The sequence below is a fragment of the Cryobacterium sp. Y50 genome (assembly GCF_002929805.1).
Lineage (GTDB): Bacteria > Actinomycetota > Actinomycetes > Actinomycetales > Microbacteriaceae > Cryobacterium.
Genome location: NZ_PJJM01000089.1, coordinates 59498 through 84405, shown reverse-complemented (window position 1 = coordinate 84405; position 24908 = coordinate 59498). Strand labels below are relative to the sequence as shown.

Genomic DNA, 24908 nt, shown 5'->3' with positions numbered 1-24908 from the left:
GGGTTTTCCATAAACATGGGCGCCATTGCCTCCTTCACCACAATTCTACCCCGAATCGAACACAAAAACGAGAGAAACTCAGATACATTTCTATGCAAATTTCCGATGCTAAAGCGAATGGGCGGGGCTTCCCGTGAGCCACTGTGCCCCGACCGATGCCCGATTGGGAGGTTAGTACCATCGGAAACGTTGAGGTGGGACGGATGGCTTATCGAAATAACTATCGAAGATCTGTCACTATTTTATGCAGAGCAGGCTCGAGCGATTGAAACGTCGATCCACAAACAGCGTGTGCGGGCATGCCGGGCCCAGGTTGCGAGAGTGAGCCCATGACCTATCTTGGGCCCACTCTCCGGGCCCGGGCCCGGAACAAAGCGCAGGGTTCGAAATGCGGTGAGGGGCATGGAGCAGGGCGGGGGCCTCACGAACGCTGCGGGGCGGCAGGGCGAGGGTCTTGGCGAAGAGCGAGAGTCGCTTGAACGCTGTGGCGCGGAGGGAGAGTCGCCTGAACGCTGCGGCGCACGGCGAGAGATCAGGAAAACAGCGCCCCAGCGGGCGCAGACCCCCAGATCGCGGGACTACCGAGCGGCCAACCTCGTCGTTAGCGTTACGCCTTACGTAGACCTCGGCGAACACGACTTACCCTCGCAGCGCCAAGCCTGCCAGCGTCGATCACCGCACCCTCGGTGACCGCTCGTCTCACCCCGAACAACCAGCGCGGCCGTGTCTTTCGCGGCAATCAGTACCCGACGCCATTGCTTGCGAGAAGGACTCCATGGACGACCCGAAAATCCCCCTGTCGCCGACCGACAATGCGGGCAGGCACGAGACCCCGTCGGCGAGCGACGCCGTCGACTGGCCCCCCGTGTCAGCGCGCGATGCGCTAGACGAGAGCCGCCCGGGCGAGGTGCAGGTGCTACCCCAGGTCCGTTCCCGCACTCGGTTCCTCGCCGACGACACGCCTGGCTCTGTGCCAGAGCAGCACCCCGTCTTTCCCGCGCCGATCGACGAGGCGCTACCGTCATCCTCTACCGACCTGGCTCAACCGGTGCACCCGCTCGAGCCGGCCGATGAGGCCCTCGGCCCGATCGACGCTGACCTGCTCGCGGCCCTCGAATGTGTCGTCGTGCAGCACGGATCCGACCTGCACGTCACCGTTGGGTCCCCACCGAAGATCCGCCGGGACGGGAAACTGGGCTCGATCGACAATGCGCCGGTCTGGTCGGCGGAGAAGGCGAGCCGGGCAATCCGCAGCATCCTCTCTGGCGAGCAGCAGGAGATCTTCGACCGCGATCACGAGCTGGACTTCGCCTACACGCTGCACGGCGCAGCTACGAGCGGTGCGGCTGCGAGCGGCACGGCCACGAGTGATGCGGACGCAAACGGCGCGAGCCTGAACGCCAGCCGGTTTCGGGTCAATGTGCACCAGCAGCGGGGAACGCCCGGGGCGGCCTTTCGACTCATTCCGAGCGAGATTCAGGATCTCAAATCGCTCGGTATTCCCGAATCCGTGGCCTCGTTCGCACAGCTTCCCCGCGGACTCGTGCTCGTGGCGGGGCCGACCGGCTCGGGAAAATCGACTACCCTCGCCGCCCTCGTCGACCTCGTTAACAGCACGCGAGCCGACCATATCGTGACCGTCGAGGATCCGATCGAGTTTCTGCACGCGCACAAGAAGTCGGTAGTGACCCAGCGCGAGGTGGGAGCGGATACGGCCAGTTTCGCATCCGCTTTGAAGCACGTGTTGCGGCAGGATCCCGACGTGATCCTGATCGGAGAGCTGCGAGATCTCGAGACCATTCAGGTGGCGCTGACCGCGGCCGAGACCGGGCATCTCGTCTTCGCGACGCTGCACACGCAGAGCGCTGCCCAGACCGTCGACCGCATCGTGGATGTTTTTCCGCCGCACCAGCAAAACCAGGTGCGCGCGCAACTGGCCCAGACGCTGCAGGGCGTGATTTGTCAGACCCTGGTCAAGTCGGCGACGGGCATCGGGCGCGTGGCGGCCACCGAGATTCTCGTGACCACTCCGGCGATCGCGAATCTTATTCGCGAGGGCAAGACCCACCAGATCGAATCGATGATGCAAACCGGGCGGGAACGTGGCATGTTCACGCTGGATCAACACCTCGCCGAGCTCGTGAATACCGGCCAGGTCACGCGCCAGGCCGCGCTAGAGAAGGCCCAGAACGCCGTAGGACTCGAGAAACTCATTCATCGCAGCGACGCGCCGCGGCAGACCGGCGGCTTCTCGTTCGCCGCCGATTCGGGTTTCGTGGAAGCCGGTTTCCCTGCGAGTGGATCCGCTCCGGTGGGATTCGCTCCTGTTGGTTTTGCGGAGAAGCCGTTTGTCGAGCCCAGCTTTAGGCAGACCAGCTTTCGTGAAGCGGCGGCCGGCTTGCCCGGCGCGACCGCTGACCTCGCCCGGTCGGCGAGCTGATGTCCAACGCCCTCGCTTTCTCTTACACCGGGCGAGACACCGCGGGTAAGAACGTCAAGGGGCAACTCGATGCCCTGAGTGAAGCGCAGGTCGCCTCCCGGCTGAACGCCCTGGGTATCGCGCCTATTTCGATCGCCCCGGTCGTGCCGGGAACCGGGCTCGGACGGTCGCTGACCCTGGCGGCCTTCTCGCGCGGAGTGCGCCTGAAGGACCTCGCCATCATGAGCCGGCAGTTCGCCACCATGATCCGGGCCGGACTGTCGCTGCTGCGCGCCCTCGGCATCCTCACCGAGCAGACCGCGAGTAAACCTCTCGCCGCGGTGCTCGCCCTGGTACGTGACGACGTCGAAGCCGGGCAGTCGATTTCGGAGTCGCTCGCGAAGCATCCGTTGACCTTTCCGCCGATCATGGTCAACATGGTTCGTGCCGGCGAGACCGGCGGCTTTCTCGACGGCGCGCTGAACTCGATCGCCGAGAACTTCGAGAAGGAGGTCAAGCTGCGCGGAACGATCAAATCAGCCATGACCTACCCGGTGATCGTGCTGGCGATGTCGTTCGCCGCCGTGCTGATCATGCTGATCTTCATCGTGCCCATCTTTCAGGACATGTTTACCGGCCTGGGCGGCGCCCTGCCGCTGCCCACCCAGCTACTCGTCACCCTCTCGGAATCGATGATCTACGTCGTACCGATCGGCGCGGTGCTCGGCGTCGGTTTCTTGCTCTGGTGGCGGCGCAACAAACACACCGAGGCCGTGCGCCGCCGGCTCGACCCGTTGCGGCTGAAACTGCCGGTGTTCGGGCTGCTGCAGAAGAAGATCGCGGTGGCGCGGTTCAGTCGAAACTTCGCCAACATGCTCGGCGCCGGAGTTCCCATTCTGCAGGCGCTGAAGATCGTAGGGGAGACCAGCGGCAACTGGATGATCGAGAATGCCCTGACCGAGGTCGGCGAGGCGGTGCGGCGCGGAAAGTCCATCTCGGAGCCACTGCTCGAACACCCGGTCTTTCCGGCCATGGTCGTGCAGATGATCGCCGTAGGAGAGGATGCCGGAACGCTCGAGTTGATGCTCGACAAAATCGCTGACTTCTACGACCAGGAGGTGCAGTCGGCGACGGAGCAGCTCACCGCCATGATTGAGCCGCTCCTGATCGCCTTTCTGGGCGTCGTTATCGGTGGCATGGTGATCGCCCTCTACCTGCCCATCTTCAGCATCGCCAGCATGATCAAGTAAGCCAGCACCGCCCTCGACCCCGTCTCGTGAGTCTCGAGACGCCGGCGTAGAGCGTGCCGGCTTCTCGGCCCGCGGTGTGGGGCTTTTGGCGTACCCGCGCGGCCGGCAGCCATCCCGTTGTGGGGGTGGGTAATACCCAAATCACCCTCACTTGTGGGTCGTGCAGAAGAAAATTGCCCCCCTAATCTGAAGCTCCGATCGTACCCTCGGTCGCCAGAAAAGCACGTCAGAAATCCCGTACCAGGAGTCCTTACCCGGCTCACAAATTGCACCGCTCATTTCCAACCCGAATGGACACACCATGATTATTCGCCTGCTCGCTTCCCTGAACCAGCGCCGCGCACGTTTCACCGAGAACCAGAAAGGGTTCACGCTGATCGAGCTGCTCGTCGTTGTGATCATCATCGGCATCCTCGCCGCCATCGCCATTCCGGTGTACCTGGGTGTGCAGAACAACGCCAAGGACGCGAGCGTCAAGAGCGACCTCGCCAACGCCAAGACCGCGATCATCGCGCTGCAGACGGAGTCGGGTGAGATGCCGGATGACGCGGTCGCCCTGGCGCTCATACCTGGCGTAACCAACTACGGCTATACCAAGGGCCCGAACACAACCACGATCAGCTACGTGAACCTCACGACCACGACGTTCTGCATCGGTGCCACGAGCGGAACGACGGAGCAGTTCTTCGTGACCGAAGCCGGAGGAATCACCCAGGTTGATGCCGACGCCACCCCAGCCGTCGCCGCACCGACGGGCTGTACGTTCTAAGTCGCACTAGCGCACCACCGGCGTGAGCCGGGGCCGCCCTTCGGGCCGCCCCGGCCACCCGGTTCTGCAACACCTCGACCTGACTCTCGCGAAGGAGGCCCTCGTGCACGCTCCAAAACGGCTCAGCCTGGGCCACCTCACCCAAAACGATGAAGGCGTCAGCCTCATCGAAGTGCTCGTGGCCATGTTGATCTTCGCCATCATCGCCGTCGGCGTTGGCTACGGACTCGTCACCTCCCTCTATCTGGGCAACGACGCTCGGTCCCGCGAATCGGCCGTCAACCTGGCCGCGCAGGAGATCGACCTGGCGCGCTCGGCCGGCAACGTATTCGCCGTGCTCGAAAGCACCAGCACGGTCGTACAAAACGGCACGACCTTCACCCTGCACCGCTCCACCGACTGGGAAACCACTACCGGCGCCGACGGCAACTGCGGTTCCGGCGGTGGCCAGCTGCGTTACCGCCGCGTCAACGTCACCGTCACCTGGGACAGCATGCGCGCCACGACTCCGGTCGTGCGCGCCGACAGTGCACTCGCCCCCGGCAGCCGCATCAACGATCCGGCACTCGGCACCATCCTTGTCTCGGTGCTCACCGCCTCCGGCAGCGGCGCCGCCGGTGTCGCCATCTCCGCAGTGCCGGGCGCCATCCCCAACGGTGCTGCCACTCTCACCGCGGCCCCAGCGGCAACGGACGCCGAGGGGTGCAGCTACCTGCTCAAGGTCAAGCCCGGCACCTATGACGTCACGGTCTCCCGCCCCAACTTCGTCGACAAAGATCAGGCGACCAGCGGGGCGCAGACGGTCGGCGTCGCGGCCGGAGGAGCGGCATCCGTCGCCTTCGCCTACGATCTGGCCGGAACCGTCACGGCCCACTACGGCACCAACTATTCGGAGGGCACGACGCTGCTGCCGAACAACCTGAGCACCACCTTTCGCAGCACCTACGAGCCCTACGTGGCCGTCAACCCGAGCAACGCGAACGTGCAGACCTTTCGGCTGCACCCGTTCGGCTATGAAGTCTTCGCTGGCCGTTTCATCGCGGCGACCCCGAGCGCCCCCGGCTGCGTATCGGTTGACCCGGCAGCCTGGACAACCCCCGCCGCCGACGGGGCAATCGGCACCGCAGCCGTCACCGTTGGTACGCTTCCCGGCGGCAGTGCCACGGCCGACGTGCCGCTCGGCGTACTGTCCGTGACCGGCCTGGCCGGGCAATTCCTGCGGGCCGAGTCGACGATCGCGCCGGCCGGCAGCGGGGATCCGGGCTGCGCAGTCGCCACGACCTACAACTTCGGGCAGCTCCCCGCCGACGCGACGACCCAACTCGGCCTGCCGTTCGGCTCCTGGACCTTCTTCTCTGGTGCCGCCAGCGGTTCCGAGACGACGCCCGTGCCCGCTGTAAACCTCGCCGTACTCACCCGGGGCGTGGTCGCCGGCGACGTTGTCACCCTTGATCCGCGAGTTGTGGCGCCATGATGCCGCCCCGGAGAAACGACGCCGGTCTGTCGCTGGTCGAGCTGCTCGTGGCCATGCTGCTGCTCGGCGTGTTCATGACCATGATCTCGAGCCTCTATCTGAGCGCCTCCCGTTCGCTCGGCCAAGCAAAGCTGCTCACAGCCAACACCCGGCAGGTGTCCAACGGCATGAACGAGGTCGCCCGGGTCATCCGCGCGGCCACCGAGAATCCGGTGTCTGGACATCCGCTGCCCGACCCGGCCCTCATCGAAGCGACTCCGGAAGCGGTGACCCTGTATGCCTACGTCAACCTCGGCATGCCGACCCAGCAACCGGTAAGGATTCGTCTGTCCCTCGACGCCGAGCGGCGACTTGTCCAAACCCGCTGGGCCGCGACCGCCCTCAGCGGTGGGTATTACGAGTTCTCCGGCGAGCCGGAATCGTCGCGCATCATCGCCGAAACCGTGGCGCCGGGCGACCCCGGCACCTTCCTGTTCGGCTACCGCGACGCCGCCGGCCTGCCTCTGCTCGGCTCGGGCGGCGACGGCACGCTGCTCACCAGTACCGAGCTGCGCAGCGTCGCATCCGTTTCGGTGAATCTCACGGTGCAGGCCACCCTGACGGATGCCCGCAGCGCGGTCACCCTGCACAATACCGTCGGCATGCCCAACGTTGCCCTCGCGGCGGAAGCGTCATGAGCGTCTACCCGTTCTGGCGCCCCTCCCGGCGCCGAAGCACCTGGACGCCCCGAAAGCGATTCGCGTTGCTGAGCGTCTTCCGTCGCCGCATCAGCCGTGAACCAGATGAACGCGGCGCCGCCCTCGTCGTCGTGATCGGCCTCGGCCTGCTGCTGCTCACCCTCGTCGCCACCGCGATGACGTTCTCGGTCAGCGGCAGCCTCAAAGCCTCGAGCGACCAGAACTGGAACGGCGCCATGGCCGCAGCCTATGCCGGGGTGGCCGACTACGAAAGCCGCCTCGTCAACGACAACACCTACTTTCAATACGGCAACTCGGCCGCCGCCTTCAGCGTCGGAAGCGCTCTGACTTCTCCCTCGGTGCCCAATCCCGCGTTCGACGTGGGCGCGGCGGGCGGCTGGGGCAGCGTCGCCGGCAGCGGCGGCACGGCCAGCTACCGGTACGAGGTCGACAACTCTGCCTATTCCGCCTCGGGCGTTCTGCGCATCCGCTCCACCGGCCGGGTGGGCACCTCCACCCGCAGCATCGTTGCCAACCTGCGCCAGGACGGGTTCATTGACTACCTCTATTTCACGATCTATGAGATTCAGGATCCGGAACAGAGCGGTCTGACCGCCTGCGCTAACACCTATGCCTGGGCGGGTCGCTCAATACCGTGTGGCGACATCGCCTTCGGCAGCAGCGACGTCATCAACGGTCCGGCGCACTCCAACGACACCATCCGTATCTGTAACGCCACGTTCAATGGCATGGTCACCACCGGAAGCCCGGGTGCGACCGGGTCGAATTACCTCAAGCAGAACTCGAACGGCGGCGCCTGCTCCGGTCAAGTATTCAACGGCGGCCAGCCAACGACCAGCCCGGTCATCGCGATGCCGGCTACCAACATGCAGCTCAAGCAGGAAACCCGGACGGACGCCGGTATCGACGCTCCGGGTTGCCTCTATACCGGCCCGACCAGCATCGTACTGAACAGCTCGGGCACCATGACCATCCGTTCGCCCTGGACCAAGAAGACCCGCATCGTCGGGGACCCGGCGACGGCGGGCAGCACGCCGGCGGCCTGCGGCCTACCGGGAATGGCCAATGGCCAGCTCGGCTCAACGGCCGGCGCCACCGTCCCGGTGTTGAACGCGAACCTGCTCTTCGTCCAGAGCGTTCCGGGCGTCGTCACTGATCCGAACTATACGAGCAGCACCGTCTGGCCGAGCGGCCAAAGCGCGGCCACCTGCTCCGTCGGCAACGGTATCGGCTTTCCCGTGACGCATGAAACCGCGCCAAGCGCCCGGTCCTATGACTGCCGCAAGGGTGATGCCTTCGTCAAGGGAACCCTGGACGGCACGATGACCATCGCCACCGACAACTTTCTCTACGTCACCGGCGACATCATTTATTCGGATGCATCCACCGACGTGCTCGGGCTGGTCGCGCAGAATGCTATCTGGGTTTGGAACCCGTACTGCGACAGTACGCATGGGGTGATTTGCCCGGGGGTTGGCCCCGGTGAAGGTGGCGCCATCCTGCCTGAAAATCGGCGCATCGACGCGGCCATGCTCTCGCTCGACCACACCATTCAGGTGCAGAACTACGACCGCGGCGGCAATCAGGGCGTGCTGACCATCAACGGGTCGCTCGCCCAGAAATATCGCGGCTCCGTGCGATTGACCAACAGCGGCGGCGCCAACGGGTACAGCAAGAACTACAATTACGATCCGCGCTTTCGCTACATTGCGCCGCCCAAATTCCTCTCGCCGGTGTCGGCCCGCTACAGCGTGAACCTGCTGGTTGAAGTGAGTTCGGCGTTCACCGCGCGGGGAGCGACGGTTCCGTAATGATCGGCCGCGCCCAGCATCCACTCGTCAGTTCACCCATCCCTATTTATAAGGAGCACTTCTCGTGGCTCAGAGCATCGTCGGAATAGACATCGGCACTGCGCACCTGCGTGCCGTCGAGGTGCGCAATCCCGGCAAGCCACGGCCGATGCTGCAGCGCTATCACGAGGTATCGCTGCCGCCCGGAGCCGTCATCGCCGGCGAAGTGATCGAGCCGCACACTGTGGCCGCCGCGCTCAAAGCGCTGTGGTCGGGCGGCGGGTTCCGTTCTCGCCAGGTGGTGCTCGGCATGGGTAATCAACGCGTGCTGGCCCGCGACTTGAGCGTGCCCAAGATGTCGCTCGCGCGCATTCGACAGGCGCTCCCGTTCGAGGTGCAGGACCTGCTGCCGGTGCCCGTCGCCGACGCGCTGCTCGACTTCTATCCCATTTCGGAATCGACGACCGAGCACGGCCCGACAGTGAACGGGCTGCTCATCGCGGCCGTCAAGGCTGCCGTCGTCGCCAACGTCTCCGCTGTGCGCTTGGCCGGGCTCAGAACCACCGACGTCGATCTGATCCCGTTTGCGGTCAGCCGCCTGCTGGTCACCCGCTCCGGCATCGACGGCGTCGTGGCCGTCATCGATCTCGGGGCGACGACCACGAGCATCGTGATCGCCCAGAACGGTGTGCCCCAGTTCGTGCGCATCATCCCCACCGGAGCCAACGATCTCACCCAGGCCCTCATCGACGGTTTGCAGACGGATGCTGCCACTGCCGAGCAGCTGAAATGTCGCGTCGGTCTGCTGGCCGCGATCGAGTCGTCCGACATCGCCGTGCCAAATTTCCCCGATGTCGCCGGGTCCCGCGGCCTGCGCACCGGTTTCGGCCCGGTCGATGAGGCCGCCGCCCGCATCATCGCGGATACCATGCACGAACAGCTGGGCAGCATCGTCAACACGCTCAGCTATTTCGCCAATACCCGACCAAGCGACCCAGTGTCGGCCATCGTGCTCAGCGGTGGGGGAGCCGAGCTTCCCGGCCTGCCGGAGGCGGTCTCGAAATTGACCCGCCTCGGCGTGACCCAGGGGGATCCGCTCGCAACGGTGGGTCTCGCATCCGGTATCGATGCTGAAGCACTTCGGCTGAGCGGCTCCGCCTACACCGTAGCCCTCGGCCTCGCTCTCGGGCGTGCAGCATGAGGCGCGCGCACAACGACGACGTGCTCGTCATCGGCGGCGACCGACGGGTCGACCTGCTGCCGCCGGAGGTGCGGGACGAGCGGCGCGGTCAGCGGCAACGGCGCAGCCTCACCCTTGGCGTCACGGGCATCGCCGTGCTCGTCGCCCTCGGAGTCGGCGCGTCTACGGCGCTCGCTCTGACCGCGCAGACCAAACTTGCCACCGAGCAGGCCCGCACCGCAACCCTGCTGACCGAGCAGAGCAAGTACTTCGTCGTACGGTCGTTGCAGAACCAGATCGCGCTGAGCCGGGCGGCGCAGCAGCTGGGCGCCTCGACCGAAATTGATTGGAAGGGCTACCTCGACGCCGTGCAGGGCACACTGCCAAGCAGTGTCGCGATCGGCACGGTGCAGGTGGATTCGGCGACCCCGCTCGCGGCATACACCCAGGCGACCGCGCCGCTGCAGGGACTGCGGGTGGCGACCGTGTCGTTCACCGCAAGAAGCGCCGTTCTGCCCGATATTCCGGCCTGGCTGAACGCGCTCAGCACGCTCGACGGTTTTGCCGACGCGCTGCCCGGCTCGGTCTCGCTCGACCAAAACACGGGCAGCTATACCGTCACCATCACGATGCACGTCAATGACGTGGCGTTCGCGCACCGCTTCGATCCAACAGCAAAGGACTAGCCATGGATAAGAACAAGCTCTGGCTCATCGGTTCGGTGCTGGTGACGAGCGTCATCGTCGTGCTCGGCGTGCTGCTCGGCGTGCAGCCGCAGCTCGACAGCATGAACGCCGCCGACGCGAGCCGGGCCGCGGTGCAAAGCACGAACGCCGGGCACGCCGCCCTGCTCACCCGCCTCAAGCACGACTTCGAAGACCTGGACGCGTTGACCGCGACGGCCGAGGCGCTCGCCGAATCCGTGCCGAGCGGCTCGGCCATGCCGGCCTTCGTTGACCAGCTCGACGCCCAGGCCCAGGCCGTTGGCCTCACCCTCACCGGAATAACCGTGACCGACGCGCAGGCGTATGTTCCTTTACTTCCCGAGGTGCCGGCTGCTGCTGTGCTGCCTTCATCGGCTGCAGCAGCTGCACAAGCGGCAGCGCCCGCCGCAGAGGCTCCTGCGCCAGCGCCCGTCGCGCTGATCACGGGAAGCAACTTCGCCGCCTTCCCGCTCCAGATCACCGTGACAGGAACGTACACCCAGGTGCTTGAATTCGTGGCCAGTCTGCAATCCGGGGGCCGGTTGTTCCTCGTGCACGGGATCGATACGGCGCAGGCCTCCGGCGAAGAGTCGCTGGTGGACGCGACTATCTCTGGATTGGTGTATTCGCTGGTAGCGCCGCCGGCGGCATCCGTTGGATAATGGCCTGGCACGCCGAGTCTCCGTGGCATTCGCCGTGCCCTTGGTACAATAAAAGGCCAGTCACGGCGAAGGCCACGAGGAGTTCAACATGAGCGACAACACGCCACTTGACGGTAAGAAGAATCCTGAAACGGATGCGACGGCTTCGCTCGACGAGAACGCGCCCGTTGCCGACGACCAGTCGGTCAGCAGCGCACCCGCGCAGGCCGTGCCGGACTCTTCAGCTCAGGCAGCTTCGCCTGAGCCTGAGCCTGAGCCTGAGCCTGAGCCTGAGCCTGAGCCCCTCGTCATCGACTATGACGCCGTCAACGCCAACCTGAGCGCGGCCGAACGTGCCGATGCCGCGACCGCTTCGGCGGACGCGCGCAACCTGTCGCCGATGTCGACGGCCGAGCCGGTCGCATCGGCCGACGTTGCCGCACCGAGCCTCGCCGACGACTACGCCGATTCCTATACCCCGGCTGCCACCATGCCGGCCCGGAGCACGGCCATCGATTCAGAGCCCGTCGTCGTCGCGTCGGCTCCCCTCGTTGTCGGAACGACCGGTGCCGCAGCCGCCGCGGCACCGGTCGATGATGTGCCGGTCGACGCGCCGGCGCCCGCTGCCGCCTATACCGCGCCCGCAGCCCAGTCGCCGATCTACGTGCAGGCGCCGACCAAGCCGCGCCTGCGCAGTAACCGGGGTGGCGGCATCCTGATCGCCTTGCTCGCCACGGTGGTTTTCGCCCTGCTCTACGCCGCAGCCGCCTTCATCATTATCGGCGTGACGAGCACCAGCGTCGCCGCGACCGTGACCGGGTTCACCACCTTCGCCGCTCTGCCGGTCTTCTACATCCCCATTCTGTTCTTCTTCCTCGCCTATGGCGGCCTGATCGCGCTGGTCAATCGGGGCGGTTGGTGGGCGTACGTACTGTTCGGATTCATCGTCGCCGTCATCGTGTACTTCTCCTACATCGGCGGGGCGCTGCTCGGCCTCGTCTTTGATGGAACGGCCAACACGGTTGGAGCGGCCGACCTCAGCCGCTTCGTGGCTTCGCTCTGGCTGAATCCGGGCGCGATTGCCGCCGGGCTCATCGCCCGCGAGATTCCGATCTGGGCCGGTGCGTGGATCGCCCGCCGCGGACGCCGCGTCACGGCCCGCAATCTCGAGGCCCGCACCGAGTACGAACGCCTGCTCGCCGACGGCCCTCACCTCACCCGCCCGTAACGTTCCGTTTCTGGCCCCGGCCGCCCCTGGGTGGTCGGGGCTTCGTCCTGTACGGGTGGCAACTCGTTGTCCGTCCAGGCCCGGGGCGTGGGCCCAGTTAATATACTGAGCCTGGGTTCATAGGGTGGGCCCGACCGTTACGCCAGCCGCGGCATCAACTTCGCTGCACCGTTTGCGGTCTCGCATGGCTCCAGCGGGCCTACGCTGGAGCCATGCGGGAATACCGAAAGTACGCGATAATCATGGCGGCCTTTTCGGTCGCCCTCTACGTGGCCCTCATCGTGGCGTCATTCGGGGTGCTCAGCCTGTTGCTCAATCGCGACGTCATCAATGAAACGGATGCCGGTGCCCTCCTCGGCCCCCTCATGGTCACGACCGCGGCCCTCGCCCTGGTCTGGGTTATTCTCTCCGCAGTGCTGCGCTCGCCCGCACGCCTGACCCAGGTGCCGCCGCTGCCGATCTTTCTCGCCGGAGTCGCCGCCTACCTGGCCTATTGCCTCTTCGGGGGAGTCTTCTACAGCCTCGGCGCCGGCGAACTCTTTCGTTCTGTGGTCTTCATCGGCGGCGAGATGACGAGCCCCTTTGCGATCTCCGTTGCGGTCTGCGGCTGGCTTATCGCGTTCCTCTACTTCGTTGTGCTGCTGGCCAAGCCCGACGGATCCGGCACCCCCGAGTGGCCGTGGGAGAAGGGCGACGACAGTATGCCTCGATGATGGGGCCGTTCGTGGCATGTCGCGGGCAACGCCGGTCGAGTACCCTTGTGCAGTATGGAAGGGTCCATTGAGTCGCGCGTCAGCCATGAGGTTGAAAACTGGCTGCGTTGGATCACCCGGTGGCGGCCCGCAACGCACCACGGCCGTGCCCGACTCTGCCGATTGTGCTTCGGCTCGCCGATCATCGCATCGGCCGGACTTGCCGTCGGCGTGCCCCACGTCGTGCAGCACGCCCTCTCGATGCGCATGAAGATCGTCATCGATGCCTCGGTCGATGAATACACCGAGCGCAACCTCCCGCTGCTCGCGCACGAACTGAACCTGAGCGAGCGCCGCCAATCCGCTCAGGCGTATCGCCCGGCCGAAGGCCTCGAGCCGGAGTTTCGCGGCCTCGACCTTGACCCGCAACCCGCAGCGGATGCCCCCTACCTTTTCACCTTCAGCGAGCTCGCCGACCTGGAACCCCCCGTTTCACCGCCCGCCGCCCTCAAGCATGCCGCCTCCGACCCTGCGAGCGACCCCGATCCCGACGAACCCTCCGCCGCGCAGAACCCCTTCCCGCCGCTGACCCCCGAAGAGAAGGCTGCACTGAGGGTAGAAATTGGCCTCGCCGACGAGTTCGCCACCCAGGTCGGCCGCCGGATCTGTGCCCAACTCCGGCAGCAGCAGCCGCGGTTGCTCGCCGCGATCGCCGAGCACGTCGAGCCTCAGGTGCAGGCCCTGCTCGCTGACCTCGCGAGTACCCTCGACTCTCCGCTCTGGCCGCGCAATCCCTAGCCGAGCCGCAGCGCGAGGTTCTCACACCGACCGGCTCCGGGCCCGGAAAGCAAAAGTGCAGGACGACGGCCGTCCGCGACCCCACCGCGACCCCACCGCGACCCATTTGACCGTCGAGGCTCCGCCGGGCTAGACTCGTCGGGTGTGCGCTTTGTCGTGCGCCTGAATTATGCCCTCCTGAGAGCACAGGCCGAGATTCCACACATGCAGGGTTTGCTCAACGAGTAGCCCCCACGGCATACCCACCAAAACACGCGCGAGCAATCGTGTGGGTTCAAGCGGGTCCAGATGAACTCGACCTAATTCGAACGAGCGGGTCGAATGCTAACCATCACAAAGCTGTCACCGTGCAGCAATATCAAGGAGTAATTAGTGCCCACCATTCAGCAGTTGGTCAGAAAGGGCCGCAGCCCCAAGGTCACCAAGACCAAGGCTCCCGCCCTGAAGTCCAACCCGCAGCAGCGCGGCGTTTGCACCCGCGTCTACACCACCACCCCGAAGAAGCCGAACTCGGCTCTTCGCAAGGTCGCCCGCGTCAAGCTTTCCAACGGCACCGAGGTCACCGCCTACATTCCCGGCGAGGGCCACAACCTGCAGGAGCACTCCATGGTGCTCGTGCGCGGAGGCCGTGTTAAGGACCTCCCCGGTGTGCGTTATAAAATCATTCGCGGCGCACTGGACACCCAGGCCGTCAAGAACCGCAAGCAGGCACGTAGCCGCTACGGCGCAAAGATGGAGAAGAAGTAATGCCCCGTAAAGGACCCGCTCCCAAGCGTCCTGTCATTGCCGACCCGGTTTACGGTGCACCCATCGTTAGCCAGCTCGTCAACAAGATCCTTCTCGATGGCAAAAAGGGCCTCGCCGAGCGCATCGTTTACGATGCCCTCGCCGGAGTCTCCGCCAAGAACGAGCTGGATGCCGTTGTGACGCTGAAGAAGGCACTCGACAACGTTCGTCCGACCCTCGAGGTGCGTTCGCGCCGCGTCGGTGGTTCCACGTACCAGGTTCCGGTTGAGGTCAAGCCGCACCGCGCCAACACCCTGGCGCTGCGCTGGTTGACCAGCTACGCCAAGGCGCGTCGCGAGAAGACCATGACCGAGCGTCTCACCAACGAGATCCTCGACGCGAGCAACGGCCTCGGTGCCGCTGTCAAGCGTCGTGAAGACACTCACAAGATGGCTGAAGCGAACAAGGCCTTCGCTCACTACCGCTGGTAGGCACGAACCATCGAGCATTCCTGAACAGCGGGCAGGCGCCTGTAAACAACGCGCCTGCCCAGCTGGGAAGCGGATGCTTACGGCCCTGTTCCGCATGACCCACCCCTACCCTTCCGGAGGACCCCCGTGGCACTTGACGTGCTCACCGACCTGAGTAAGGTCCGCAATATCGGCATCATGGCTCACATTGATGCTGGCAAGACCACCACGACTGAGCGCATCCTGTTCTACACGGGTGTCAACCACAAGATCGGCGAGACCCACGACGGCGCCTCGACGATGGACTGGATGGCGCAGGAGCAGGAACGTGGCATCACGATCACCTCTGCTGCGACGACCTGTTTCTGGGACAACAACCAGATCAACATCATCGACACCCCCGGACACGTGGACTTCACCGTAGAGGTGGAGCGTTCGCTCCGCGTCCTCGACGGTGCTGTTGCCGTGTTCGACGGCAAGGAGGGCGTTGAGCCCCAGTCCGAAACCGTGTGGCGTCAGGCCGACAAGTACGACGTGCCGCGCATCTGCTTCGTCAACAAGATGGACAAGCTCGGCGCCGACTTCTACTTCACGGTCGACACCATCATCAAGCGCCTCGGCGCGAAGCCGCTGGTCATCCAGCTGCCGATCGGTGCAGAGTCTGAGTTCGAGGGTGTCGTTGACCTCGTTCAGATGCGTGCACTGACCTGGCGTGGCGACTCCAAGGGTGACGTGGAGATGGGCTCGAAGTACGCCATCGAAGAGATCCCTGCAGACCTCGTGGAGAAGGCCGCCGAGTACCGCAAGCTTCTGCTCGAGACCGTCGCCGAAACCGACGACGACCTCATGGAGCGTTACTTCGCCGGCGAAGAGCTGACGGTTGCCGAGATCAAGGGCGCCATTCGAAAGCTCACCATCAACAGCGAGATCTACCCGGTTCTGTGCGGTTCTGCGTTCAAGAACCGCGGCGTTCAGCCGATGCTCGACGCTGTCATCGATTACCTCCCGACGCCGCTCGACGTGCCTGCCATTGAGGCACACGACCCGCGCGACGAAGAAAAGGTCATCATGCGTCACCCCGACGCCGAGGAGCCGTTCACGGCTCTCGCGTTCAAGGTTGCGGTGCACCCGTTCTTCGGTCGCCTCACCTACGTTCGCGTCTACTCGGGCCGTCTCGACTCCGGAGCCCAGGTCATCAACTCGACCAAGGGTAAGAAGGAGCGCATCGGCAAGATCTTCCAGATGCACGCCAACAAGGAGAACCCGGTGGCCTTCGTGACCGCCGGTCACATCTACGCGGTCATCGGCCTCAAGGACACCACCACGGGCGACACCCTGTGCGACCCGAACAACCAGGTCGTACTCGAGTCCATGACGTTCCCTGACCCGGTTATCGAGGTCGCGATCGAGCCGAAGACGAAGCAGGACCAGGAAAAGCTGGGCCTTGCCATTCAGAAGCTCGCGGAAGAAGACCCCACCTTCCGTACCGAGCAAAACCAGGAAACTGGCCAGACGGTTATCAAGGGAATGGGTGAACTTCACCTGGACATCCTGGTCGACCGCATGAAGCGTGAATTCAACGTTGAGGCGAACGTCGGTAAGCCCCAGGTGGCGTACCGCGAGACGATCCGCAAGGCCGTTGAGCGTCACGACTACACGCACAAGAAGCAGACCGGTGGATCCGGCCAGTTCGCGAAGATCCAGATCGCGATCGAGCCGATGGAAATCACTGCTGAGAAGTCGTACGAGTTTCTCAACAAGGTCACCGGTGGCCGTATCCCGCGTGAGTACATCCCCTCGGTGGATGCTGGAATTCAGGATGCGCTCCGCGTAGGTATCCTGGCCGGCTACCCGATGGTGGGCGTTCGCGCCAGCCTGCTTGACGGCGCTGCGCACGACGTCGACTCCTCGGAGATGGCCTTCAAGATTGCCGGCTCGATGGGCTTCAAGGAAGCCGTTCGCAAGGCGAACCCCGTTCTGCTCGAGCCGCTGATGGCGGTCGAAGTTCGTACCCCTGAGGAATACATGGGTGACGTAATCGGCGACCTCAACTCGCGTCGTGGGCAGATCCAGACCATGGAGGATGCGCAGGGCGTGAAGGTAATTCGCGCTCACGTTCCACTGTCGGAGATGTTCGGATACATCGGCGACCTGCGGTCGAAGACCTCAGGCCGTGCGGTGTACTCGATGACGTTCGAGAGCTATGCGGAGGTCCCGAAGGCTGTTGCCGACGAGATCATCAACAAGAACAAGGGCGAATAACCCCTAAGGTGGCCTACGGGCCCGAAATCGCTTAGGCCACCTGGCCCGAGTAACATAAGTAGACACATCCAGCGCATACCGGCCGCTCGTAATGGCGGCCGTGAATTTGCACGCGAGTCCTGAGGAGGACCCACAGTGGCCAAGGCCAAGTTCGAGCGGACAAAGCCGCACGTAAACATCGGAACGATCGGTCACGTTGACCACGGAAAGACCACGCTGACTGCAGCGATCTCCAAGGTTCTTGCCGATAAGTTCCCGTCCAAGATCAACGTTCAGCGCGACTTCGCGTCGATTGACTCGGCTCCGGAAGAACGCCAGCGCGGTATCACGATCAACATTTCGCATGTTGAGTATGAGACCGACAAGCGTCACTATGCGCACGTCGATGCTCCGGGCCACGCTGACTACATCAAGAACATGATCACCGGTGCTGCTCAGATGGACGGCGCGATCCTCGTGGTTGCCGCTACTGACGGCCCGATGGCTCAGACCCGTGAGCACGTTCTGCTCGCCAAGCAGGTCGGCGTTCCGACCCTGCTCGTCGCGCTGAACAAGGCCGACATGGTTGACGACGAAGAAATCATGGAGCTCGTTGAGCTTGAAGTTCGTGAACTTCTCTCCAGCCAGGGTTTCGATGGCGACAACGCCCCCGTTATCCAGGTCTCCGCACTCAAGGCGCTTGAAGGCGACGAGAAGTGGACCGGCAATATCCTTGAACTCATGCAGGCTGTTGACGACTTCATTCCCGACCCGATCCGCGACAAAGACAAGCCGTTCTTGATGCCGATCGAGGACGTCTTCACGATCACCGGCCGTGGCACCGTTGTTACGGGCCGCGCCGAGCGTGGAACCCTCAAGATCAACTCCGAGATCGAGATCGTCGGCATCCGCCCGACGCAGAAGACCACGGTTACCGGTATTGAGATGTTCCACAAGCAGCTCGACGAGGCTTGGGCCGGCGAGAACTGTGGACTTCTTCTTCGTGGCACCAAGCGCGAAGACGTTGAGCGCGGCCAGGTCGTCGTCAAGCCGGGTTCGGTTACGCCGCACACCGACTTCGAGGGCACCGCGTACATCCTCAGCAAGAACGAGGGTGGCCGTCACAACCCGTTCTACGCGAACTACCGCCCGCAGTTCTACTTCCGCACCACGGACGTCACCGGCGTCATCACGTTGCCCGAGGGCACCGAGATGGTCATGCCTGGCGACACCACCGACCTGACCGTCGCGCTGATCCAGCCGATCGCCATGGAAGAGGGCCTCGGCTTCGCGATTCGTGAAGGTGGCCGCACCGTCGGCGCCGGCACGGTGACCAAGATCATCAAGTAGTTTCAACCTACTGATCTCCTGAAAGGGGTCGGGCCTCCGGGCCTGGCCCCTTTTTTGCATCCCCTTTGGTCTGCATACTTTGCCAGCGGATGCCATCGTTCGGCCCGCCGAGAGTTTGCCAGCCCGGCCTGTTTCCAGCGGATTACATTGGCCGGGTCGACCGGCAGAATTCTCAGTTTCCGGTTATGGTCTGCCCATGCAGATATCTAAGCTCGAAGTGCGCATCCTGATGGCGATCGCGATTGTCGTCGTCGGCATCCTTGCCGTGGTAATCGTGCCCCGTTTGGTCGGGTTCGCCCCCGCTGCCCAATCGGCCGTCGGTCCGCAAGCGGCTACGCCGACACCAGCCCCGTCGGCAACTCCGACGGTTGCGCCGGCCCCCGCTCCCGCGCCGACCGCGAAAACGGAACGGCAGATTCTCGACGACATCGTGGCGAGCACGGTCAGCGTCTACAGCGTGCTGGTTTGCGACAGTCTCGACGAATACGCCGCCTTATCGATTGCCGAAATCATCACGAAGGTGCTGGCCGCATACCCGACATCGGGCCTCTCCGACCAGTCGCGTCAGATCATGGCCCGGCGGGTGCTGACCGAATCTGCTGCCAAGAGCTGCGCCGACCAGAGCCCACGCGTAGCTGCCGGAATCCAGGACTAGCCCAGTACAGCGCAAAAAAATAGATGCCAGCGGCCGGCCGGCCGTGGGCATCCGTCTAAAAATGGCCCGACAGGGAAGGGCCGATAAGAAAGCCGCGACACGCCCGGGTTGCATGAAGTGGCAACTGTGTGGCAGACTCTTCTAGTTCAACACTTTCGGCGTGCGCTACGCGTCGCCGGAATCACTGCCAGGCAGTGCATAGTCGCGTCACACTCTTCGAAGAACACTCGTCGAACGAGAGCTGATTGCAGGCTAGGCCGCAGGGAGCAGAGCGCAGCATAAATCAACGATCTGGTCGGCGCGGGTAAAACCGTGTCGTCCCCCAGGTTCTGCTCTGGGAGTCGGCGTTGATGATGAGCGTCGATTATTCGTACGTGATTCAAATTGACATATGAACAGTGGTGCTTTCAGCAGCAGTGCTACTACGGCGTCCAATGCAACCTCGGCAAACAGTGCCGTTGTCTGTAAGACGCCTCGACAGAGAGAGAGTTCGACATGGCGGGACAGAAGATCCGCATTCGACTTAAGTCATATGACCACGAGGTCATCGACATTTCGGCGCGCAAGATCGTCGACACAGTGACCCGTGCGGGCGCTACAGTCGTCGGCCCGGTGCCGCTTCCGACCGAGAAGAACGTGGTGTGTGTCATCCGTTCTCCTCACAAGTACAAGGACAGCCGGGAGCACTTTGAAATGCGCACCCACAAGCGTCTGATCGACATCATTGACCCGACCCCGAAGGCCGTTGACTCGCTCATGCGCCTCGACCTTCCGGCCGACGTCAACATTGAGATCAAGCTCTAGGGCCCGCGATGTCTTACGCAGATACCAAGACCACCAAAGGTCTCCTCGGCAAGAAGCTCGGCATGACCCAGGTGTGGGACGAGAACAACAAGCTTGTTCCCGTTACCGTCATCGAAATCGCGCCGAACGTTGTCACGCAGATTCGCACCAAGGCCGTCGACGGCTATAACGGCGTTCAGATCGCCGCTGGTCCCATCGACCCGCGCAAGGTCAACAGGCCCCTTGCCGGTCACTTCGACAAGGCCGGCGTCACGCCACGTCGCCACATCACCGAGCTCCGCACCGCGGATGCCGCTGACTACAACCTCGGCCAGGAGCTCACCGTTGACGGTGTATTCGCTGCCGGCACCAAGGTTGACGTCATGGGCACCAGCAAGGGTAAGGGCTTCGCCGGTGTTATGAAGCGTCACAACTTCAAGGGTGTTTCCTCCTCACACGGTTCGCACCGTAACCACCGCAAGCCCGGTTCCATCGGTGCTTCCTCGACCCCGAGCCGTGTCTTCAAGGGCATGCGCATGGCCGGTCGTATGGGTGGCGAGCGCGTAACCGTGCTGAACCTCAAGGTGCACGCTATTGACGCCGACAAGGGCCTCATGCTCGTCAAGGGTGCCGTTCCCGGTGCTCGTGGCCGCCTCGTATTCGTTCGCAACGCAGTGAAGGGAGCGTAGTCCTTATGGCTACAGCACTCGACATCATTGACGCCAAGGGCAAGAAGGCAGGCTCTGCCGAGCTTCCCGACGAGCTCTTTGACGTTCCCGCCAACATTCCGCTCATCCACCAGGTCGTTGTTGCGCAGCTCGCTGCCGCACGCCAGGGAACGAGTAAGGTCAAGCGCCGTGGAGAAGTCTCCGGTGCCGGCCGCAAGCCGTTCAAGCAGAAAGGAACCGGTCGCGCTCGTCAGGGCTCGATCCGCGCTCCTCAGATGACCGGTGGTGGAATCGTCCACGGACCGACCCCGCGCAGCTATGACCAGCGCACCCCGAAAAAGATGATTGCCGCAGCCCTCAAGGGTGCACTGAGCGATCGCGCCCGCGGTGGCCGCCTGCACATCGTCGAGGCACTGTTCACAGCTGAGACTCCCAACACGAAGATTGCCCTGGAGCTGCTAACGCAGATCGCCACGAGCAAGCACGTATTGGTTGTCCTCGAGCGTACCGACGAGATCACGTTGCGCAGCATTCGCAATATCCCGACGGTGCACATCCTCTCGTGGGACCAGCTCAACGCCTACGACGTGCTCGTCAGCGACGACATTGTCTTCACCACCGCTGCTTTCAACGCGTTTGTGGAGAGCAAGACCAAGAAGGAAGAGGTGGCCGCATAATGACTATCGCGACCAACAAGGACCCCCGCGACATCATCATCTCTCCGGTTGTCTCTGAAAAGAGCTACGGCCTGATTGACGAGGGTAAGTACACCTTCATCGTTGACCCCCGCTCGAACAAGACGGAGATCAAGCTCGCGATCGAAAAGATCTTCAAGGTGCAGGTCGCTTCGATCAACACCCTGAACCGCGTGGGCAAGACTCGCCGTACCAAGTTCGGCATGGGCAAGCGCAAGGACACCAAGCGTGCCATTGTCACGCTCAAGTCTGGCTCCATCGACATCTTCACGGCCGTCGGCTAAGCGACAGGCAGAGGGATAACTAATGGCTATTCGTAAGTACAAGCCCACGACCCCGGGTCGACGCGGTTCATCCGTTGCCGACTTCGCGGAAATCACGCGTTCCACCCCAGAGAAGTCGCTGCTGCGTCCGCTCTCCAAGACTGGTGGACGTAACAACCAGGGCCGCATCACGACCCGTCACATCGGTGGTGGCCACAAGCGCCAGTACCGCGTGATCGACTTCAAGCGCAACGACAAGGACGGCGTCAACGCCCGCGTCGCTGAAATTGAATACGACCCGAACCGCACGGCGCGCATCGCGCTCCTGCACTTCATTGACGGCACGAAGCGTTACATCATCGCGCCGAACAAGCTCAGCCAGGGCGACATCATCGAGTCGGGAGCCGGGGCTGACATCAAGCCCGGCAACAACCTGCCGTTGAAGAACATCCCTACCGGTACCATCATTCACGCGATCGAACTGCGTCCGGGTGGTGGCGCCAAGATGGCCCGCTCAGCCGGTTCATCCGTTCGTCTGGTAGCGAAGGAGGGCGTCTACGCCCAGCTTCGTCTGCCGTCTGGTGAAATCCGCAACGTGGATGCTCGCTGCCGCGCGACGATCGGCGAGGTCGGCAACGCCGAGCAGTCGAACATCAACTGGGGCAAGGCCGGACGTATGCGCTGGAAAGGCGTTCGCCCGACTGTTCGTGGTGTTGCCATGAACCCGGTCGATCACCCGCACGGTGGTGGTGAGGGTAAGACGTCCGGTGGACGTCACCCCGTCAGCCCCTGGGGCCAGAAGGAAGGGCGCACCCGCCACCCGAATAAGGAAAGCGACAAGCTCATTGTTCGTCGCCGCACCGTCGGCAAGAAGCGTAAGTAGGAGTAGACGATGCCAAGAAGTCTTAAGAAAGGCCCTTTCGTTGACGACCACCTGCTTCGCAAGGTGTTCGCGGCGAACGAAGCCAAGAGCAAGAACGTAATCAAGACCTGGTCGCGCCGCTCGATGATCATCCCCGACATGCTCGGACACACCATCGCAGTGCACGACGGACGCAAGCACATCCCGGTGTTCGTCACCGAGAGCATGGTCGGTCATAAGCTCGGCGAGTTTGCGCCCACCCGCACCTTCCGTGGACACGTGAAGGACGACAAGAAGGGCCGTCGCCGCTAACGCGGGGACGTGAAGGAGGAGAAGAAATGGTGGAGTCGATCGCACGCGTGCGTCACATCCGCGTTACCCCCCAGAAGGCTCGTCGCGTCGTTGACATGATCCGCGGCAAGCAGGCGCAGGAAGCGCTGGGAATTCTGAAGTTTGCGCCCCAGGGTGCATCCGATCCGGTGTACAAGCTGGTGGCCTCGGCCATCGCCAACGCCCGGGTCAAGGCAGATGCAGCCAACACGTATCTGGACGAGCAGGACCTGTTCATCAGCCGGGCATTCGTTGACGAGGGTACGACCCTCAAGCGTTTCCAGGCTCGTGCCCAGGGTCGCGCATTCGAAATCAAGAAGCGCACCAGCCACATCACGGTTGTGCTCACCACTCCTGAGGAGGGTACGAAGTAATGGGTCAGAAAGTAAACCCCTATGGCTTCCGTCTGGGAATCACCACCGATCACGTATCGCGTTGGTTCTCTGACTCGACCAAGCCGGGTCAGCGCTACGCTGACTTTGTCGCAGAAGACGTCAAAATCCGTCGCCTGCTGAGCACCAGCCTCGACCGCGCCGGCGTCAGCCGCATCGAGATCGAGCGCACTCGTGACCGTGTTCGCGTTGACATTCACACCGCCCGTCCGGGCATTGTGATTGGTCGCCGCGGCGCGGAGGCCGAGCGCATCCGCTCTGACCTGGAAAAACTCACTGCCAAGCAGATTCAACTGAACATCCTCGAGGTCAAGAACCCCGAGCAGGATGCCCAGCTGGTCGCGCAGGGTATTGCCGAGCAGCTCTCCGCACGTGTGGCTTTTCGCCGTGCGATGCGTAAGGGCCTGCAGGGTGCGCAGCGCGCCGGCGCCAAGGGTGTTCGCATCCAGGTGTCCGGTCGTCTGGGTGGCGCCGAGATGAGCCGCAGCGAGTTCTACCGTGAAGGCCGGGTGCCACTGCACACGCTTCGCGCGAACATCGACTACGGCTTCTACGAAGCCAAGACCACCTTCGGCCGCATCGGCGTGAAGGTCTGGATCTACAAGGGTGACATCACCAACAAGGAACTCGCTCGCGAGCAGGCCAACGCTAAGTCGTCCCGCCCCGAGCGTCGTGACGATCGACCGCGCCGTGCACCTCGTGCAGATGCTCCGGCAGCGGCACCGGTCGCAGCAGGAGTTGAGGCTAAATAATGTTGATTCCACGTAGAGTCAAGCACCGCAAGCAGCACCACCCGGGTCGTACCGGCCACGCTACCGGTGGCACTACGGTCTCATTCGGTGACTATGGCATCCAGGCGCTGACCCCCGCGTACGTGACCAACCGTCAGATCGAGTCCGCTCGTATCGCCATGACGCGTCACATCAAGCGTGGCGGGAAGGTGTGGATCAACATCTACCCCGACCGCCCGCTGACCAAGAAGCCGGCCGAAACTCGCATGGGTTCCGGTAAGGGTTCCGTCGAGTGGTGGGTTGCCAACGTCAAGCCGGGTCGCGTTCTCTTCGAGCTCAGCGGTGTCACCGACGCCGTTGCGAAGGAAGCACTTACCCGTGCAATTCACAAGCTGCCCCTCAAGGCACGCATCATCAAGCGCGAGGAGGGCGACGCATAATGGCGATCGGAACCAAGGAGCTCGCCCCAGTCGAGCTCGACACCTTTGACAACGAGAAGCTGTTCGAAGAGCTGAAGAAGGCCAAGGAAGAGCTGTTCAACCTGCGCTTCCAGTCGGCCACCGGTCAGCTCGAGAGCCACGGCCGCCTCCGCGCGGTTAAGCGCGATATCGCTCGCATCTACACGGTTCTCCGTGAGCGCGAGCTGGGTATTCGTGCCACGCCGGTTGCAGTCCCGGCTCCGGCCAAGGCTGAGAAGGCAGAGAAAAAAACCAAGAAGGCCAAGGCCGCAGTTGAGTCCACGGACGACGCTGCAGCCGAGACCGTCGAGACGAAGGAGGCCTAGTCATGGCGAAGACTGACGAAACGGTCGTCGCAGCCGAGGCAGAAGCTCTCGTTCGCGGTTACCGCAAGACGCTGCGTGGTTACGTGACCAGCGACAAGATGAACAAAACCATCATTGTCGTGGTCGAAGACCGCGTGAAGCACCCGTTGTACGGCAAGGTCATCCGCCGTACTTCCAAGCTGAAGGCGCACGATGAGGCGAACTCCGCCGGCATCGGCGACCTGGTCCTGATCAGTGAGACCCGTCCGCTTAGCGCCTCCAAGCGCTGGCGCCTGGTCGAGATTCTTGAGAAGGCCAAGTAAGCCTCGCGCTTAC

General features: G+C 63.4%; 28 protein-coding genes. All 28 read left to right on the top strand.

Annotated features, from left to right (window positions below):
- The first annotated feature begins 775 nt into the window (after positions 1-775).
- The 28 genes from CXY73_RS10105 to rpsQ all read left to right on the top strand — a co-directional run bounded on the left by CXY73_RS10105 (position 776) and on the right by rpsQ (position 24895).
- Positions 776-2440 (top strand): type IV pilus twitching motility protein PilT, encoded by a 1665-nt coding sequence (locus CXY73_RS10105; RefSeq protein WP_104177626.1) that lies wholly within the window; start codon positions 776-778, stop codon positions 2438-2440.
- Entirely contained in the window at positions 2440-3669 is a 1230-nt protein-coding gene (locus tag CXY73_RS10100) for a type II secretion system F family protein (protein ID WP_158254097.1), read from the top strand. The genes CXY73_RS10105 and CXY73_RS10100 overlap by 1 nt, the downstream gene beginning before the upstream one ends.
- Before the next feature lie 301 nt (positions 3670-3970).
- Entirely contained in the window at positions 3971-4438 is a 468-nt protein-coding gene (locus CXY73_RS23315; protein ID WP_199185340.1) for a type II secretion system protein, read from the top strand.
- A 103-nt stretch (positions 4439-4541) separates the two neighbouring features.
- Positions 4542-5912 (top strand): prepilin-type N-terminal cleavage/methylation domain-containing protein, encoded by a 1371-nt coding sequence (locus tag CXY73_RS10090; protein ID WP_158254096.1) that lies wholly within the window; start codon positions 4542-4544, stop codon positions 5910-5912.
- Positions 5909-6589: a type II secretion system protein J gene (locus tag CXY73_RS10085; protein WP_104177624.1), complete on the top strand. Its 681-nt coding sequence runs from the start codon at positions 5909-5911 to the stop codon at positions 6587-6589. The genes CXY73_RS10090 and CXY73_RS10085 overlap by 4 nt, the downstream gene beginning before the upstream one ends.
- A complete protein-coding gene (locus CXY73_RS10080) occupies positions 6586-8421 on the top strand; it encodes a hypothetical protein (protein ID WP_233198253.1) in 1836 nt (611 codons plus the stop codon). The genes CXY73_RS10085 and CXY73_RS10080 overlap by 4 nt, the downstream gene beginning before the upstream one ends.
- 64 nt (positions 8422-8485) lie before the next feature.
- Positions 8486-9601: a type IV pilus assembly protein PilM gene (pilM, locus tag CXY73_RS10075; protein ID WP_104177623.1), complete on the top strand. Its 1116-nt coding sequence runs from the start codon at positions 8486-8488 to the stop codon at positions 9599-9601.
- Positions 9598-10266 carry a hypothetical protein gene (locus CXY73_RS10070; RefSeq protein ID WP_104135527.1) on the top strand — a complete coding sequence of 223 codons (669 nt, stop codon included), beginning with the start codon at positions 9598-9600 and terminating at the stop codon, positions 10264-10266. Before pilM ends, CXY73_RS10070 begins: the two co-directional genes overlap by 4 nt.
- 2 nt (positions 10267-10268) lie before the next feature.
- Positions 10269-10946 carry a hypothetical protein gene (locus tag CXY73_RS10065; protein WP_104135528.1) on the top strand — a complete coding sequence of 226 codons (678 nt, stop codon included), beginning with the start codon at positions 10269-10271 and terminating at the stop codon, positions 10944-10946.
- A gap of 88 nt (positions 10947-11034) precedes the next feature.
- Positions 11035-12153, top strand: coding sequence for a hypothetical protein (locus tag CXY73_RS10060; protein WP_104177622.1), 1119 nt, complete (start codon positions 11035-11037; stop codon positions 12151-12153).
- Between the two features lie 212 nt (positions 12154-12365).
- A complete protein-coding gene (locus CXY73_RS10055; RefSeq protein WP_104177621.1) occupies positions 12366-12866 on the top strand; it encodes a DUF6121 family protein in 501 nt (166 codons plus the stop codon).
- 54 nt (positions 12867-12920) lie between these two features.
- Positions 12921-13643, top strand: a complete 723-nt coding sequence (locus CXY73_RS10050; protein WP_104177620.1) for a spermidine/putrescine ABC transporter substrate-binding protein — start codon at positions 12921-12923, stop codon at positions 13641-13643.
- A 372-nt stretch (positions 13644-14015) separates the two neighbouring features.
- Complete coding sequence (gene rpsL / locus CXY73_RS10045) at positions 14016-14390, top strand: 30S ribosomal protein S12 (protein WP_035834602.1); 375 nt, start codon at positions 14016-14018, stop codon at positions 14388-14390.
- The gene (gene rpsG, locus CXY73_RS10040) at positions 14390-14860 is read left to right on the top strand and encodes a 30S ribosomal protein S7 (protein WP_092107221.1); all 471 of its coding nucleotides are present in this window, start codon (positions 14390-14392) and stop codon (positions 14858-14860) included. The genes rpsL and rpsG overlap by 1 nt, the downstream gene beginning before the upstream one ends.
- A 126-nt stretch (positions 14861-14986) precedes the next feature.
- Positions 14987-17101 carry an elongation factor G gene (gene fusA / locus CXY73_RS10035; protein WP_104135532.1) on the top strand — a complete coding sequence of 705 codons (2115 nt, stop codon included), beginning with the start codon at positions 14987-14989 and terminating at the stop codon, positions 17099-17101.
- Positions 17102-17236: 135 nt separating this feature from the next.
- A complete protein-coding gene (gene tuf / locus CXY73_RS10030; RefSeq protein ID WP_104135533.1) occupies positions 17237-18430 on the top strand; it encodes an elongation factor Tu in 1194 nt (397 codons plus the stop codon).
- 196 nt (positions 18431-18626) lie between these two features.
- Positions 18627-19085 (top strand): hypothetical protein, encoded by a 459-nt coding sequence (locus tag CXY73_RS10025; protein WP_104135534.1) that lies wholly within the window; start codon positions 18627-18629, stop codon positions 19083-19085.
- 495 nt (positions 19086-19580) lie between these two features.
- The gene (gene rpsJ, locus CXY73_RS10020; RefSeq protein ID WP_035834607.1) at positions 19581-19889 is read left to right on the top strand and encodes a 30S ribosomal protein S10; all 309 of its coding nucleotides are present in this window, start codon (positions 19581-19583) and stop codon (positions 19887-19889) included.
- Between the two features lie 8 nt (positions 19890-19897).
- On the top strand, positions 19898-20557 hold the full coding sequence (gene rplC, locus CXY73_RS10015; protein ID WP_104135535.1) for a 50S ribosomal protein L3: 660 nt from the start codon (positions 19898-19900) through the stop codon (positions 20555-20557).
- A 5-nt stretch (positions 20558-20562) separates the two neighbouring features.
- Positions 20563-21213 (top strand): 50S ribosomal protein L4, encoded by a 651-nt coding sequence (gene rplD / locus CXY73_RS10010; RefSeq protein ID WP_104135536.1) that lies wholly within the window; start codon positions 20563-20565, stop codon positions 21211-21213.
- Positions 21213-21515 (top strand): 50S ribosomal protein L23, encoded by a 303-nt coding sequence (rplW, locus tag CXY73_RS10005; protein ID WP_092107233.1) that lies wholly within the window; start codon positions 21213-21215, stop codon positions 21513-21515. Before rplD ends, rplW begins: the two co-directional genes overlap by 1 nt.
- A gap of 22 nt (positions 21516-21537) precedes the next feature.
- On the top strand, positions 21538-22377 hold the full coding sequence (rplB, locus tag CXY73_RS10000) for a 50S ribosomal protein L2 (RefSeq protein ID WP_092339441.1): 840 nt from the start codon (positions 21538-21540) through the stop codon (positions 22375-22377).
- A gap of 9 nt (positions 22378-22386) precedes the next feature.
- Positions 22387-22668, top strand: a complete 282-nt coding sequence (rpsS, locus tag CXY73_RS09995) for a 30S ribosomal protein S19 (protein WP_092107237.1) — start codon at positions 22387-22389, stop codon at positions 22666-22668.
- A gap of 26 nt (positions 22669-22694) precedes the next feature.
- The gene (gene rplV, locus CXY73_RS09990) at positions 22695-23060 is read left to right on the top strand and encodes a 50S ribosomal protein L22 (protein WP_104135537.1); all 366 of its coding nucleotides are present in this window, start codon (positions 22695-22697) and stop codon (positions 23058-23060) included.
- Complete coding sequence (rpsC, locus tag CXY73_RS09985) at positions 23060-23830, top strand: 30S ribosomal protein S3 (RefSeq protein WP_092107240.1); 771 nt, start codon at positions 23060-23062, stop codon at positions 23828-23830. Before rplV ends, rpsC begins: the two co-directional genes overlap by 1 nt.
- Positions 23830-24249: a 50S ribosomal protein L16 gene (gene rplP / locus CXY73_RS09980; protein WP_092451151.1), complete on the top strand. Its 420-nt coding sequence runs from the start codon at positions 23830-23832 to the stop codon at positions 24247-24249. Before rpsC ends, rplP begins: the two co-directional genes overlap by 1 nt.
- Positions 24249-24593, top strand: coding sequence for a 50S ribosomal protein L29 (gene rpmC / locus CXY73_RS23310; RefSeq protein ID WP_104135538.1), 345 nt, complete (start codon positions 24249-24251; stop codon positions 24591-24593). The genes rplP and rpmC overlap by 1 nt, the downstream gene beginning before the upstream one ends.
- Before the next feature lie 2 nt (positions 24594-24595).
- Positions 24596-24895, top strand: coding sequence for a 30S ribosomal protein S17 (rpsQ, locus tag CXY73_RS09970; protein WP_092451147.1), 300 nt, complete (start codon positions 24596-24598; stop codon positions 24893-24895).
- Positions 24896-24908: the final 13 nt, after the last annotated feature.